The sequence below is a fragment of the Polaribacter septentrionalilitoris genome (assembly GCF_009832745.1).
Lineage (GTDB): Bacteria > Bacteroidota > Bacteroidia > Flavobacteriales > Flavobacteriaceae > Polaribacter > Polaribacter septentrionalilitoris.
The window spans coordinates 201,809-217,205 of the sequence record NZ_VRMJ01000046.1; the positions used below are offsets into that span (position 1 = coordinate 201,809).

8 protein-coding genes and 1 tRNA gene are annotated in these 15,397 nt (G+C 32.9%); 6 read left to right on the forward strand and 3 right to left on the reverse strand.

Features of this window, described 5'->3' with window-relative positions:
• Window positions 1–106 precede the first annotated feature (106 nt).
• Both pruA and FP421_RS14835 read left to right on the forward strand, forming a co-directional pair.
• A complete protein-coding gene (gene pruA / locus FP421_RS14830) occupies window positions 107–1,732 on the forward strand; it encodes an L-glutamate gamma-semialdehyde dehydrogenase (protein WP_159951962.1) in 1,626 nt (541 codons plus the stop codon).
• Between the two features lie 139 nt (window positions 1,733–1,871).
• The gene (locus FP421_RS14835) at window positions 1,872–5,093 is read left to right on the forward strand and encodes a S41 family peptidase (RefSeq protein WP_159951963.1); all 3,222 of its coding nucleotides are present in this window, start codon (window positions 1,872–1,874) and stop codon (window positions 5,091–5,093) included.
• 71 nt (window positions 5,094–5,164) lie between these two features.
• Here FP421_RS14835 and FP421_RS14840 read toward each other — a convergent pair.
• A tRNA-Gln gene (locus FP421_RS14840) sits at window positions 5,165–5,236 on the reverse strand.
• A gap of 169 nt (window positions 5,237–5,405) precedes the next feature.
• On the opposite strand from FP421_RS14840, the gene FP421_RS14845 reads away from it, so the two are divergent.
• Together FP421_RS14845 and FP421_RS14850 are read left to right on the forward strand one after the other, a co-directional pair.
• Window positions 5,406–8,489: a glycosyltransferase family 117 protein gene (locus tag FP421_RS14845; RefSeq protein WP_159951964.1), complete on the forward strand. Its 3,084-nt coding sequence runs from the start codon at window positions 5,406–5,408 to the stop codon at window positions 8,487–8,489.
• Window positions 8,490–8,499: 10 nt separating this feature from the next.
• The gene (locus FP421_RS14850) at window positions 8,500–9,165 is read left to right on the forward strand and encodes a polysaccharide deacetylase family protein (RefSeq protein WP_201288864.1); all 666 of its coding nucleotides are present in this window, start codon (window positions 8,500–8,502) and stop codon (window positions 9,163–9,165) included.
• A 32-nt stretch (window positions 9,166–9,197) separates the two neighbouring features.
• Here FP421_RS14850 and FP421_RS14855 read toward each other — a convergent pair whose 3' ends face one another.
• Both FP421_RS14855 and FP421_RS14860 read right to left on the reverse strand, forming a co-directional pair.
• Window positions 9,198–9,491, reverse strand: a complete 294-nt coding sequence (locus tag FP421_RS14855) for a thioredoxin family protein (protein WP_159951965.1) — start codon at window positions 9,489–9,491, stop codon at window positions 9,198–9,200.
• Between the two features lie 88 nt (window positions 9,492–9,579).
• Window positions 9,580–10,803: a metallophosphoesterase gene (locus tag FP421_RS14860; protein WP_159951966.1), complete on the reverse strand. Its 1,224-nt coding sequence runs from the start codon at window positions 10,801–10,803 to the stop codon at window positions 9,580–9,582.
• Window positions 10,804–10,960: 157 nt separating this feature from the next.
• On the opposite strand from FP421_RS14860, the gene polA reads away from it, so the two are divergent.
• Both polA and FP421_RS14870 read left to right on the forward strand, forming a co-directional pair.
• Window positions 10,961–13,810, forward strand: a complete 2,850-nt coding sequence (gene polA / locus FP421_RS14865) for a DNA polymerase I (RefSeq protein ID WP_159951967.1) — start codon at window positions 10,961–10,963, stop codon at window positions 13,808–13,810.
• A 269-nt stretch (window positions 13,811–14,079) separates the two neighbouring features.
• Window positions 14,080–15,237 (forward strand): tyrosine-type recombinase/integrase, encoded by a 1,158-nt coding sequence (locus FP421_RS14870; protein WP_159951968.1) that lies wholly within the window; start codon window positions 14,080–14,082, stop codon window positions 15,235–15,237.
• The last annotated feature ends 160 nt before the right edge of the window (window positions 15,238–15,397 follow it).

Sequence of the window (15,397 nt, forward strand, 5' to 3'; positions counted from 1 at the left end):
AATTTACCGCAATAAAAGAGATCAAAAGTCCATTAAATTTATTGAAACAAAAAACGTAACTTTGTATTTATCAAAATTAGTCGATTAAAACTAAAAAACATACAAAATGACAAGAGGATTTTTTAATGTACCTAAAGCAGTAAATGAACCTGTTAAAGGATATGCTCCTGGATCTCCAGAAAGAGCAGAATTATTAGCTACTTACAAAAAAATGTTTAACAGTACTATTGATGTGCCAATGCATATTAACGGTAAAGAAGTTAGAACTGGAAATACTAAGAACATTACACCTCCTCACGACCACCAACATGTTATTGGTCAATACCACACTGCTGACAAAAAACATGTTGATGAAGCAATTGCAACCGCTTTAGCAGCTAGAGAAGCTTGGTCTTCTGTTTCTTGGATGGAACGTGCTTCTATCTTTTTAAAAGCTGCTGACTTATTAGCAGGTCCTTACAGAGCAAAAATGAATGCTGCTACCATGATTGCGCAATCTAAAAATGTACATCAAGCAGAAATTGATGCAGCTTGTGAAATGATTGACTTCTTTAAGTTTAATGTGGAATATATGACTGATATTTTTAAAGATCAGCCATCATCAGCTCCTGGAATTTGGAACAGAGTTGAGTACAGACCTTTAGAAGGATTTGTATACGCAATTTCTCCTTTTAACTTTACTTCTATTGCTGCAAATTTACCAGCTGCAGCAGCGTTAATGGGGAATGTTGTGGTTTGGAAACCTTCTGATCATCAAGCCTATTCTGCGCAAGTAATTGTAGATTTATTTAAAGAAGCTGGCTTGCCAGATGGTGTAATTAACGTAGTTTACGGTGACCCTGTTATGATTTCAGATACTTGTTTAGCTTCTCCCGATTTCTCAGGATTACATTTTACAGGGTCTACATTTGTTTTTAAAGAATTATGGAAACAAATAGGAACCAACATTCACAACTATAAAACGTATCCAAGAATTGTTGGAGAAACTGGTGGTAAAGATTTTATTTGGGCACACAATTCAGCCAATCCTTTACAAGTTGCTACAGCAATTACAAGAGGTGCTTTTGAATATCAAGGTCAAAAATGTTCTGCAGCTTCTCGTGCTTATATCCCAGCTTCAATGTGGGCAGATGTAAGAAAACATTTAGAAGCACAAACATCAGAATTAAAAATGGGCTCACCAGAAGACCCAAGTAATTTTGTAAATGCTGTGATTCATGAAGGTTCTTTTGATAAAATTGCAAAATATATTGATGCTGCCAAAGCAGATGCAGATGCAGATGTTATCATTGGAGGAAATCACGATAAATCTAAAGGATATTTTATTGAGCCCACTGTAATTTTAGCAAAATCGCCTACTTATGCAACTATGACCACTGAGTTATTTGGCCCAGTAATTACAATTTACATTTATGAAGATGATAACATTGATGCCTCTTTAAAATTAGTTGATGAATCTACAGAATACGCATTAACAGGCGCTATTTTTTCAAAAGATAGATACATTGTAGAAAAAGCTTCTAAAGCTTTAGAAAATGCTGCTGGTAACTTCTACATCAATGACAAACCTACAGGAGCTGTTGTGGGTCAACAACCATTTGGAGGCGCAAGAGCTTCAGGAACAAATGATAAAGCGGGTTCTGCTCAGAACTTATTAAGATGGACATCAGTTAGATTGATTAAAGAAACATTTGTAACTCCAGAGGATTACAAATACCCTTTTTTAGGATAGAATAGACAAAAATTATCCACTTTATTATAAAACCGCATCAAAAATTTGATGCGGTTTTTTATTCCCAAAAAACACCTTTCTAATTTTAACTATCCAATAAATTAGAAATTGTATATTTAGAAAATCAATCTTATATACCATGAAATTATTTTTAAAAAACGTAGTCATTTTAATTGTTTTACTTACTTCTAGCGTAACACTAGCTCAAGAAACAAGATTACTTCGTCAACCTTCAATTCAAGGAAGTCAAGTAGCTTTTGCTTATGGAGGTGATCTTTGGACAACTAATTTATTAAATAACATTACAACCAGATTAACAAGTACGCCTGCTTTAGAAAGTAATCCTCATATTTCTCCTGATGGAAAATGGGTTGCGTTCACATCAAATCGTTCTGGATCCTCAGATATTTATATGGTATCTATTAAAGGAGGTCAAGCCAAAAGACTTACTTGGCATACAAGCTCAGACTTAGCAAGAGGTTGGACTACTAATGGAAAACATATATTATTTGCTTCAAACAGAGATACTGCTCCGAGTTCTTTTAATAGATTATATACGGTTTCTACAGATGGTGGACCAGCAACAAAATTATTTGAACAATGGGCAACTTCGGGTTCTTATGCACCTAATGGAAAGCAAATTGTTATCGATAAAATGAGACGTTGGGATGAAGAATGGAGAGATTATAGAGGTGGACAAAACACGCCTTTAATTATTGTTGATTTGGCTACATTAAATGAAACCTTATTACCAAATAACAAAACCACTGACAAATACCCAGTTTGGAATGGTGACATGGTGTATTTCTTATCAGACAGAACGCATACGTCTAATGTTTGGTCTTACAACACAAAAACAAAAACTGTAAAACAAATCACAAACTTTAAAGGAACTGCTGTCAAGTATTTAAACGGATCTAAAAGTCATTTAATTTTTGAACAAGATGGATATTTACACACTTTAGATGTAAAAAACAACAAAACAGAACGCTTAAAAATAACTGTTAAAGGTGATTTTCCTTGGACAGCTCCAAAATGGGTGAACGTAAACTCAAGAGTAGATTATGCAAATATTTCACCTAATGGAAAAAGAGTGGTAATGGCTTCACGTGGGGATATTTTTACTGCTCCTGTTGAGTTTGGAGATTCAAGAAACATCACTAAAAGTTCAGGAACAGCAGACAGAGCTCCTGTTTGGTCTCCAAAAGGTGATAAAATTGCATGGTTTTCTGATGCTAATGGAAAAGGATATGCTTTACATATCAACAATCAAGATGGTACAGCTAAAACAGAAATCATTTCTATTGGAGTTTCAAAAATGGCTTGGGAACCAACTTGGTCTCCAGACGGAAAACACATTGCTTTTGTGGATGATGACACTCGAATTAGAGTCGTTAATTTAGAAAAAAAATCCATTAAAACTATTGATAATGCTGGCACTAATTTAGAACGTGGACGAATGGGAATTACCTGGTCTCCAGATTCTAATTGGATTGCTTACGCAAAAGCGGGTTCTAATAATCTAAAACAACTTATGGTTTGGTCTTTAGCAACAAATAAAATCAATGCAATTACAGATGTTTTTGCGGATTCATTTTCTCCTGCTTGGGATCTAGACCACAAACATTTGTATTTTTTAGCAAGTACAGATGTGGCATTACGTTCTGGATGGGCAAATACAAGTTCTATGACTGCACAACCAAAATACGCTGCATATGTGATTAACCTTGCCAAGAAAGACGCTTCTCCTTTTAAACCTAAAAGCGACGAAGAAGTTGTTAAAAAAGAAAAAACTGAAGATAAAAAGACAGAAAAGGGCAAAAAATCAAAAGCTAAAAAAGAGAAAAAAGTAATCATTGATTTTGATGGAATATCGCGTAGAATAATGCCTTTACCTTTAAGAGGAAACTACAGAAGTATTACAGCTGGTCCTAGTGGTTTTATGTTTATCTCAGAAGGATCAACGATTCACAAATTTGATTTAAAAAAGTTAAAAGCTAAAGAATTCGGAAAAGGCTTGAGTATCTATGGAGTTTCTCCAAATGGGAAACACATGGTTCTTAGAGCAGGTAGAAATTGGAAAGTAGCTAAAACTAGTGCTCCAAATGCTAAAAGTGCTAAAACATTGAAATTAGATTTCAACATGAAACTAAACAGGATTAGTGAATGGAATCAGATTTTTGAAGAAGCTTGGAGGTATGAACGAGATTATTTCTATGACCCAGGAATGCATGGTAGAGATTGGAATAAAGTTTACAAACGTTATGCACCTTTAATTCCTTTTGTAAAACATAGAGCAGATTTAAATTATATTTTAGATCAAGTAAACGGAGAATTATCTGTAGGACACAGCTTTGTAAGAGGAGGAGACTTCCCTACTATTGATAGGGCTAAAGGAGGTTTGTTGGGAGCAGATTTTACTGCAAATAAAGGCAAATGGCAAATTCAAAGAATCTATACTTCAGAAGCCTGGAATCCTGGGTTAAATGGACCATTAGATCAACCTGGTATGAATATTAAAGAAGGATATTATTTAGTTGGAATCAACAATACAGAAATTTCAGATAAAGACAATATTTATAAATATTTAGAGGGTACTTCTGGAAAACAAACCACGTTACACATCAATACAAAACCATCTTTTAAAGGAGCTTGGAAAGAAATTGTAAAACCTATTCGAAGTGAAAATTCTTTGCGCCAAAGAACCTGGGTAGAAGATAATAGAAGAATGGTTGACAAACTTTCTAATGGAAAACTTGGGTATGTATGGGTCCCAAATACAGGAGGCCCAGGGTTTGTCTCTTTTAACAGGTATTATTTTGCACAACAAGATAAAGAAGGTGCTGTGATTGATGAGCGTTTTAATGGTGGTGGATTACTAGATGATTATATGGTAGATTTAATGACACGTAAACCAAGAGCAGCATTAACCAATGAAGTTCCTAATGGAAAACCAATGCGTTTGCCTGCAGGAATAATGGGTCCAAAAGTATTATTGATCAATGAACTTGCAGGATCTGGAGGTGATTTTTTTCCATGGGTATTTAGACAACAAAAAGCAGGTTTATTAATTGGAGCGACAACTTGGGGCGGATTGGTAAAATCATCTACGCACTATAGAATGATAGATGGAGGTTCTTTGACAGCACCAGATAATGCCGTTTTTGATCCTGCTACAAATACCTGGATTGCAGAAAATAAAGGAGTTGCTCCAGACATTGCTGTAAGACAAGATGCAAAATCTTTAGAAAGTGGTAGAGATCCACAACTAGAAAGAGCCGTTAAAGAATTAATGTCTCAGTTAAAAAGCAAAAAACAAATCACTCCCCCTCCATTTTCTAATCCAACCAAAGGAAATTAAACTATTTAACAACATAAGCAGTAAGTCATTAAACAAAAAAAAACTCTCGTTATATAACGAGAGTTTTTCAGTTGGCCTACAAGGACTCGAACCTTGAATGTCGGTACCAAAAACCGGTGTGTTGCCAATTACACCATAGGCCAATGCTTCTTAGCGGATGCAAATTTAATGCATTCTTTTTATTTTGCAAACATTTTTTAGCAAATTTTAACTTTAACAAACTTTTGTGAGGAATTTTTGGCTTTAAAAAAGACAGAACCTCTGTTTTTATTCATATTTATTAGTAAATTCGCCCACATATTATTTTGAATTATGACATCAGCAAATTTTAAAAAATGGAACATCATCTTAGGTTGGGTTACTTTTGCAATTGCTTTAATAACCTATAGCTTAACCTTAGAACCTACTGTAAGTGCTTGGGATGTTGGCGAGTACATTTCTACCGCTGTAAAATTAGAAGTTGGGCATCCTCCAGGAGCACCACTTTTTCAAATGCTGGGTGCATTTTTTGCCATGTTTACTTCAGATGTTTCTGAAATAGCAAAAATGGTAAACTTTATGTCTGCTTTAGCAAGTGCATTTACCATTTTATTTATGTTTTGGACAATCACCAATTTAGCAAAAAAGTTAGCTTTAAAAACAGGTGAAATTTCAGAAGGAAAATACATTGCTATATTAGGCAGCAGTATTGTAGGGTCTTTAGCGTATACCTTTTCTGATAGTTTTTGGTTTAGTGCCGTTGAAGGAGAAGTGTATGCTATGTCATCATTTTTAATGGCCATTTTATTTTGGTTAGGATTAAAGTGGGAAAGCGAAATCCATACTCCAAGAGGCAACAAATGGTTGATTTTAATCAGCTTTGTAGTTGGTTTATCATTTGGTGTACACATTCTTTCTTTATTGGTAATTCCATCTATAGTGATGGTATATTTCTTTAAAACCTATAAAGAAATCAATATTAAAACTACAGCTATAGCCACAATAATTTCAGTATTAGTTTTAGTATTGGTTTTTAAATTTATATTTCCTTTTACTTTAAAATTCTTTAGTGCTTCAGAACTATTTTTTATCAATTCTATTGGGCTACCATACAACTCAGGAAGTATTATAGCAGCCATTATTCTAATTACTGGTTTCTATTTTGGATTAAAGTATACCAGAAAGAAAAACAAAGTGCATACAAATACTTTAATTCTTTCTGTATTATTTATCATGATTGGTTTCTCTTCTTGGATGATGTTACCCATAAGAGCAAATGCAAACACAACAATTAACGAAAATAATCCTTCAAGTGCTCGAGAACTGTTAGCTTACTATGAACGTGAACAGTATGGTGATGCTAACGTTTTTTACGACACTTACTACTCTAACTCATATGCTAGAGAACAAGACAGAAACAAACCATACAAAGATGACAAGCCTAAGTATGAAAAAAGAAATGGTAGGTATGAAATTGTAAACAACTACGAAAATGTTGTTCCGAATTGGACGGATAAACACAAAGGATTTATCCCAAGAATGGTCAATCCTGCATCAGAAAAATACTACAAACAAATTGCAGGTATTCCTGCCAACAGTAAACGTAGGCCTACTTTTGGAGAAAACTTAAAATTTATGATGAGTTTTCAGTTTGGATATATGTATGGACGCTATTTTATGTGGAATTTTGTTGGACGACAAAATGATATTCAAGGAAACTTAGATATTTTTAATGGAAACTGGCTTAGTGGAATACCAATTGTTGACGAAGCAAGATTAGGTTCTCAAAAACAATTACCGAGTCAAGTTTTAGAAAATAAAGGACGAAACAAATACTACTTTTTACCATTAATTTTGGGGATAATCGGTTTATTATTTCAAATAAAATGGGATAAAGAAAACTTCTTTACACTTTTACTATTCTTTTTATTTACTGGTGCTGCTATTATATTTTACACCAACCCTAAACCTTTTGAACCTAGAGAACGTGATTATGCTGTAGTTGGAAGTTTTTACATTTTTGCCATTTGGATTGGTTTTGGAGTATTGGCATTGTACGAATACTTAAAGAATTTTGCATCTAAAAAAACAATAGCTTTGGCAGTGACATTGGTTTCTTTAGTTGCTGTTCCTGCTTTAATGGCATCAGAAAACTGGGACGATCATGATCGTTCTGACAGGTATACTACACGTTTAAATGCACAAGCGTATTTAGAGTCTTGTGACCCAAATGCTATTATGTTTACTATTGGAGATAATGATACTTTTCCTCTTTGGTACATGCAAGAGGTAGAAGGCATTAGAACTGATATTAAATTAATAAACACAAGTTTATTTGCTACAGATTGGTATATAGATCAAATGAAGCGAAAAACTTACAAAGCAGACCCTATTCCATCGCAATTAAAACATGATCAATACAAATACGGAACTTTAGATGTAGCCTACAATGTTGCACATCCTCGTTATAAAGATTCTGTAATGACTATTCAAAATTTTATGCGCTGGATTGCTTCTGATAGTGATGCTACTTATGTAGAAACTGAAAACGGACAAAAAGAAAAGTACTACCCTACTAATAAAATTAGAATTCCTGTTAACAGACAAAAAGTATTAGAAAACGGTATTGTTGCTCAAAAAGATGCAGATAAAATTCTACCCTATATCGATATTACTATTGATGATAGAGCGCTCTTTAAAAACCGTATTTTAATGTTAGACATTTTAGCCAATAACAATTGGGAAAAACCAATTTATTTTACTGGTGGTGCAAATGCTGACGAAGAATATATTTGGTTAAAAGATTTCTTACAGTTAGATGGATTAGCCTACAAATTGGTTCCTATTAGAACACCAATGGGCAAGAAAAGTTTGTTTGACATGGGTAGAATTGATCCTGAAAAAATGTACAACAACATTCAAAAATGGGAATGGAGAAACATTAACAGTGGTGAAATTTATTTAGACGAACAAACCAAAAGAAATGCCATTTCTAAACGCAACAGCTTAATGCGTTTATCTGAAGCCTTTGCTAAAAAGGGTGATACTATAAAAGCAATAGAAGTTCTTAATTTATCTCTAGATAAAATGCCTATAGAAGATTTTGATCACTACAGTTTATCTATAGGGTATCCTGAAATGTATTACAATCTAAAAAGCAACGATAAGGCAAGACAAACAGCAGAAACCTTAATTCGCTTGTTCAAAGAAAAACTTATTTGGCTGAGTACTTTTTCTATGGAAGATGCAAACCTAATCTTTGATGAAATTGATACTACTTTGTACATGTATAGAAACGTACTGAATCAAATTCAAGAAGGTGATAATGACAAAGCATATTTAGATAAGTTGCAAACCGATTTTGTAAATACAGTAAAACTATTTAATCATCTAATTCCTGATGAAGATGAAGAATAATACGTTTTAAATGAAAGCATATTTCCCCAGAACGCCACGTGTTGTAATGAAACTTTTCTCAAAATACACGTGGCGTTTTCATACGAAGAAAAAAGAAATTTTCTTGACCTTTGATGATGGTCCTACTCCAGAAATCACTCAATTTGTATTGGATGAATTACAAAAATACGATGCAAAAGCTACTTTTTTTTGTATTGGAAAAAACATTGAAAAATACCCTAATATTTTTGCTCAAATCATTGCTGATGGTCATGCTATTGGTAATCATACTCAAAACCATTTAAAAGGCTGGAAAACCAATACAATAACATATTTAGAAAATATTTTAGAATGTGAAGAAGTAATTTCTAAAGAAATCGAGAAATTGAACCACTCAAAAAACTATGCTCAAAAATCAAAACTTTTTCGTCCTCCTTATGGTAAAATAAAAAAGAAACAGGCAAAAAAGCTCATCAAAAGAGGATATGAAATTATCATGTGGAATGTATTATCAGCAGATTTTAACATCAATATTTCTAAAGAAGAATGTCTTGAAAATGTATTAGAAAACACCAAAGAAGGAAGTATTATCGTATTTCATGATAGTATAAAAGCTGCAGAAAGAATGCAATATGCCTTACCAAGATTGCTCAAAGAATTTTCAAACAAAGGGTTTACATTCTCAAGCATTAAATAATTGTAAAAAACTGAAAAAACGCTTCAGAAAAACTAAATGTATTTTTGCACCAAATTAATTAAAGCATCTGCTTCTTGATATCCTGTTTGGCGCCATTTCATTTCACCATTCTTGTAAATCATAAAAGTAGGATTTCCTTTTACACGAAGTGCCTCTGCTAAGGTTTCATTTTTTTTGATGTCAATTTTAATTACTTTGGCGCTGTCACCCAGAGCAGCAGCTACATCTCTTAATGTTTGTATTGTAGTTGCACCATCATTTAAATCTGAATAAAAATCGATTAAAACTGGTTTTTGAACACTAATTAATTCACCAAATTTTGCCATAATGTAAAGTTTTTAAGGGGGAAAAACGATAATATTATTACTTCTTATATACACAAATATAAATAAAAGCATTTAAATGCATTGATTATCAGGCTTTTTTCAATTCTATCACAGTTATCTCTGGCCAAATTCCAACTCGTCCAGGAAAAGCATGATACCCAAAACCACGATTTACATTAATATACCTGTCAAATTCTTGGTACAAGCCTGCCCATTGTTTGTAGACATATTTAGATGGACTCCATCTAAAAAAGCCAGGAATTTCAATTCCCATTTGCAATCCGTGGGTATGACCACTTAAGGTGAGCTGATAATTAAAATCGTCTTGTTTTACTTTATACTCCCAATGACTTGGGTCGTGTGTCATTAAAATTTTAAAATCTTCTTTACGAACACCAGCAGCAGCTTTTTGTAAGTCTCCTGCTTGGTTGAATCCTTTTCCCCAATTCTCTACTCCTAACAACGCAATTTTCTGTCCGTCTTTTTCCAAATATCGATGTTCATCCAACAACAAATCAAAACCAATTTTTTGATGAATCTCTTTTACTGCCTGAAAATTATCTATTTTTTCTTGCGGATTTTTCCAATCCATATAATCGCCATAATCATGGTTTCCTAAAATAGAATATTTTCCTTGTTTTGCTTCTAACTTATCAAAAACATCAATCCAATCATCCATTTCATCAGCCTTATTATTTACAATATCACCTGTAAACAACAATACATCCGATTTTTGTTGATTGATTAAATCTACACCATATTGTATCTTTTCTTTATTGGTAAAACTCCCAGAATGAATGTCTGAGATTTGGGTAATAGTATAACCATCAAAAGCATCAGGTAAATCTTTAAAGCTCAACTGATATTTTAGAACTTTGTAATTGTATTTTCCTTGAATGATACCATAAATAAATGATGCAAACGGAATTGCAGCCAACCCTAAAGCCAATTGAGAAATAAACTTTCTTCTTCCTGCTAAAGGCTGTCTTTCTGTTGATGAAATCGCAGAAATTAGTTTTAAAATCCATCGATATACATCTTCACCAAATAATACAAAAACGAGTACTAATTTAGGTATAGAAACCGTTAACAAGAGTCCCATTGCCATTTGAAATTGTGGTGTTTGTCCATCGCTCCTAGAATAAGTAAATATTGTGATGAAAAAGTTAATATATACAGCAATACTAATCAATAAAAAAGAATACCGAATTAGTTTGTTTTTAGAAACTGTTTTAAAAGCCTGAAACGAATAAATTTCTACAAGAGCAACAATAACAGTTAAAATGATGAGAGGTAAAACCCAACGTGGCATAGAATATTTTTAAATGTTAACAAAGATAGCGCTTTAAGTAGCTATTGAATTTTAAGGTCTTGTTAAAGTTTTGTAGCTTTACTGCTGAGTCTGTGGTGTTATTTAATACATCACTCATTTCTAAATCAGTATCATTTTTAATCGTAAAAATAAATCAATGTCAGATCAAAAAAGGCTTTTTTTAGTTGATGCCTATGCATTAATTTTTCGTGGATATTATGCTTTTATCAAAAACCCAAGAATCAACTCTAAAGGTTTAGATACTTCTGCAATAATGGGCTTTATGAATTCTTTGTTGGATGTTATTAAACGAGAAAGACCCGATCATTTAGCAGTTTGTTTTGACAAAGGTGGTAGTGCGGATAGAGTAGAACTTTTTGAAGCTTATAAGGCCAATAGAGATGAAACTCCAGAAGCTATTAAAGTGGCTGTACCATACATTTATGAGATTTTAAAAGCGATGCATATCCCTATTATGGTAAAAGAAGGGTTTGAAGCTGATGATGTAATTGGAACACTTTCTAAACAAGCAGAAAAAGAAGGTTACAAAACTTTTATGGTAACTCCTGACAAGGATTTTGCACAATTGGTTTCTGATAATATTTTTATGTACAAACCTCGTTTTGGAGGTGGTTACGACATTTGGGGAGTTCCTGAAGTACAAGAAAAATTTGGGGTAGAAACTCCTGAACAGGTGATTGATTTTTTAGGAATGATGGGAGATTCTGCAGACAACATTCCTGGTTTACCTGGAGTTGGAGAAAAAACGGCCAAAAAATTCTTAGCGCAATTTGGCTCTATGGAAGGTTTGTTGGCTAATACAGATCAGCTGAAAGGAAAAATGAAAGAAAAAGTTGAAGCCAATGGAGAATTGGGTTTATTGTCTAAAAAACTAGCTACAATTATGCTAGATGTTCCTGTACATTTTGATGCTACAGATTTTACTTTAGATGAACCAGATACAGAAAAAGTAACCGAAATTTTTAACGATTTAGAGTTTAGAAATCTATTAACCAATTTCTTACGAACTTTTACTAATGAAAATGCAGTAAAAACAAATACAAAAGAAAACTCGTCTACTCAAGAATCAAAAACATCAACCAAAAACCAACAACCAAAAACTATAGAAGGTCAGTTTGATTTGTTTGCTGCACCAGGAACTGGAAGCGTTTCTGAAGAAGAATCTGCATCCGGATTTAAAACTATTTCAACCACCAATCATTTTTATCAACATATAGACGCTCCTCTATCTCGCAAATTATTATTGCATAAATTAATGCAGCAAACTTCGGTTTGTTTTGATACGGAAACTACAGGTCTAAAAGCCTTAGAAGTAGAGTTAATCGGAATTGCATTTTCATACGAATCAGGAAAAGGATATTACGTTTCTTTTCCAGAAGACCAAGAAGAAACGAAAGTCATTTTAGAAGAATTTAGACCGTTTTTTGAATCGGAAATTGAAAAAATTGGTCATAATTTAAAATACGATATCAAAGTATTATCCAATTATGATATGCCTGTAAAAGGAAAGTTGTTTGATACCATGATTGCTCATTATTTGATCAACCCAGATATGCGCCATAACATGGATGTTTTGGCAGAAACGTATTTAAATTATCAACCTGTTTCAATTACTGATTTGATTGGTAAAAAAGGCAAAAATCAGTTGTCTATGCGAGTGGTTCCTATTGCAGATCAAACTGAATATGCTGTAGAAGATGCAGACATCACCTATCAACTAAAACAACATTTTACCAGTGAGTTAGAAAGTGGCAATGTTACCCAATTATTTAACGATGTTGAGTTGCCTTTGGTATCGGTTTTAACAGCTATGGAAATTGAAGGAATTAATGTAAATACCCATTTCTTAAAAGAATTGTCTGTTGCCTTAACCAATGACATCAACCGTTTGGAAAAAGGAATTTACGAACAAGCTGGGGAGGAATTTAATATTGGTTCGCCCAAACAATTGGGAATTGTGTTGTTCGAAAATTTAAAATTGGTTGACAAGCCTAAAAAGACAAAAACTGGTCAATATAAAACCGGTGAAGATATTTTATCTTACCTCGCTAAAGACCATCAAATTATAAGAGACATTCAAGAATATCGTCAGTATAAAAAATTACAAAGCACTTATGTAGATGCGCTACCTAATGAAATCAACCCAAAAACAGGAAGAATTCATACGGTTTATGCGCAAGCAGTTGCCGCAACAGGACGTTTGAGTTCTAACAATCCTAATTTACAGAATATCCCTATTAGAACAGAACGCGGACGAGAAGTTCGAAAAGCATTTGTTCCTAAAGATGAAAACCATGTGTTATTGGCAGCAGATTACAGCCAGATTGAGTTACGAATTATTGCGGCATTAAGCGAAGAAGAAACGATGATGAATGCGTTTAAAAACGGCGAAGACATTCATGCTTCTACCGCTGCAAAAGTGTTTAACGTTTCTTTGGATGAAGTAACTCGTGAACAACGTAGCAATGCAAAAACAGTAAATTTTGGAATTATCTATGGGGTTTCTGCCTTTGGATTAAGTAATCAAACTAATTTGACTAGAAGCGAGTCTAAAGAATTGATAGACACTTATTATGAAACCTATCCAAAACTGAAAGCTTATATGGCTGCCCAAGTAGATTTTGCCAGAGAAAAAGGGTATGTAGAAACCGTTTTAAAACGTCGTAGGTATTTAAAAGACATTAATTCTAGAAATGCTGTTGTACGTGGAGCAGCAGAACGTAATGCTGTTAACGCTCCTATTCAAGGTTCTGCAGCAGATATTATTAAGTTGGCAATGATTAACATTCACAATCGATTTGAAAAAGAAAACTTCAAATCTAAAATGTTATTGCAAGTGCATGATGAATTGGTTTTTGATGCGCATAAAGATGAACTAGAAACGATAAAACCTATTATAAAATACGAAATGGAAAATGCCTTTACTATGGCAGTTCCTTTAGATGTAGAAATTGGTTTGGGTGAAAATTGGTTGGAGGCACATTAAGCATCCTTTTATAAAAACACCTTACTAAAGTTTCTTTTTTTTTGATGCAAATCAATTAGAAGTATTTGCTTTAAATAAGTCTTTTCTATTTGTACTTAGCACGCAACTATGATTGCATACTGATGGAAAAATTATTGCATGCTGACCCAACTCAAATTCCATCAGCATGTAAAAGCACTCTTTATAAATAGCTGATAAACAAAACGTTAAAAAACATTGATTTTATGTATTTTTTAGTATATTTATTGTGCTAAAAAAAAGAAAAAAGATTGAAAAAATTACCCACTATTTTTTTAGAACAAAAGGTTCATAGAAAAAAAAGCCAACTTTTGGTTCGTTTTTCTTACCACGATAGATTAATTGCGTTGATAAGATCTATGGAGGGTTCTTATTGGAGTAAAAGTTTACAAACGTGGTACGTAAACTACTCTGAAGAAAATGTACAAACTATTCTTACGCTTTTTAAGGGGATTACAAAAGTTGACACTTCTAAACTTACTAAAAAAAAGCTTTTTAAAAGGAATCTAACCGAAAGTCAGAAAAAACTTTTAAATAGTTTTTATCTCTTTTTAAAAGGAAAACGATACAGTAAAAGCACCATACAAACGTATACTTTTTTTATAGCTGATTTTATAAATTTCCATTCTAAAACACCTTTAGAGGATCTAACAAATAGAGCTGTAGAACTTTTTATTGAAAAAGTTTTTTTAGAGCGAAACTATTCGATTAGTACACAAAGGCAATTTATAAGTGCTTTAAAGGTTTTCATTGTATTTTATCCGCATACAGAAATAAATGATTTGATTTTAGAAAGGCCTAAAAAGTCGAGAAAATTACCTAGTGTTTTGTCTCAAGAAGAAGTGTTAAGAATTATCGCAAGCACCCAAAACCTAAAACATAGAGCTATTTTAGTTTTAATTTATTCTTGTGGATTACGAATTAGTGAATTGATCAATTTAGAATTGACTGATTTTTATATTGAACGAAAACAGTTAATTATAAAAAATGGCAAAGGTAGAAAAGACAGGTATATTAGTTTAGCAGATAGTTTTATTCCATTACTTTCTAATTACTATTATTCTTATCAACCAAAATTCTATTTTGTTGAAGGGCAAAAAGGCGGGAAATATAGTGCAGAAAGTGTGCGACAGTTTTTAAAGAAAAGTTGCATAAAAGCTAATATTAAAAAAACAGTAACGCCACATACGTTAAGACATAGTTATGCAACACATTTGTTAGAAAATGGAGTTGATATTAGGTATATACAATCATTGTTAGGGCATGCCAAACCAGAAACTACAATGATTTACACGCATGTTAAAAGGAAAGATTTAATGGAAATACAAAACCCATTAGACATTGCATTACAGAAATTAAACAAAGAAGATAAAGCCAACAAAAAACTTGTTTTATCCGGAAAAATATAACCAAAAATCAATATATTTGATTGGATATAACCAGTTGTACACAATTTACCAAAAAATGACATTTGAAGATATAAAAGAAAAGTATTCTGAACGAGAACCTACATTTCCAACGAATTGTCCTGAACCGAATGAAAAGGACTTGAACGAATTAATTGAAAAA

Bases quoted from the DNA above. Each gene is read 5' to 3' on its own strand.
- FP421_RS14860 (WP_159951966.1), bottom strand. From the start codon at position 10,803: ATGCCACGTTGGGTTTTACCTCTCATCATTTTAACTGTTATTGTTGCT.
- FP421_RS14850 (WP_201288864.1), top strand. From the start codon at position 8,500: ATGAAAGCATATTTCCCCAGAACGCCACGTGTTGTAATGAAACTTTTC.
- pruA (WP_159951962.1), top strand. From the start codon at position 107: ATGACAAGAGGATTTTTTAATGTACCTAAAGCAGTAAATGAACCTGTT.
- FP421_RS14835 (WP_159951963.1), top strand. From the start codon at position 1,872: ATGAAATTATTTTTAAAAAACGTAGTCATTTTAATTGTTTTACTTACT.
- FP421_RS14845 (WP_159951964.1), top strand. From the start codon at position 5,406: ATGACATCAGCAAATTTTAAAAAATGGAACATCATCTTAGGTTGGGTT.
- polA (WP_159951967.1), top strand. From the start codon at position 10,961: ATGTCAGATCAAAAAAGGCTTTTTTTAGTTGATGCCTATGCATTAATT.
- FP421_RS14855 (WP_159951965.1), bottom strand. From the start codon at position 9,491: ATGGCAAAATTTGGTGAATTAATTAGTGTTCAAAAACCAGTTTTAATC.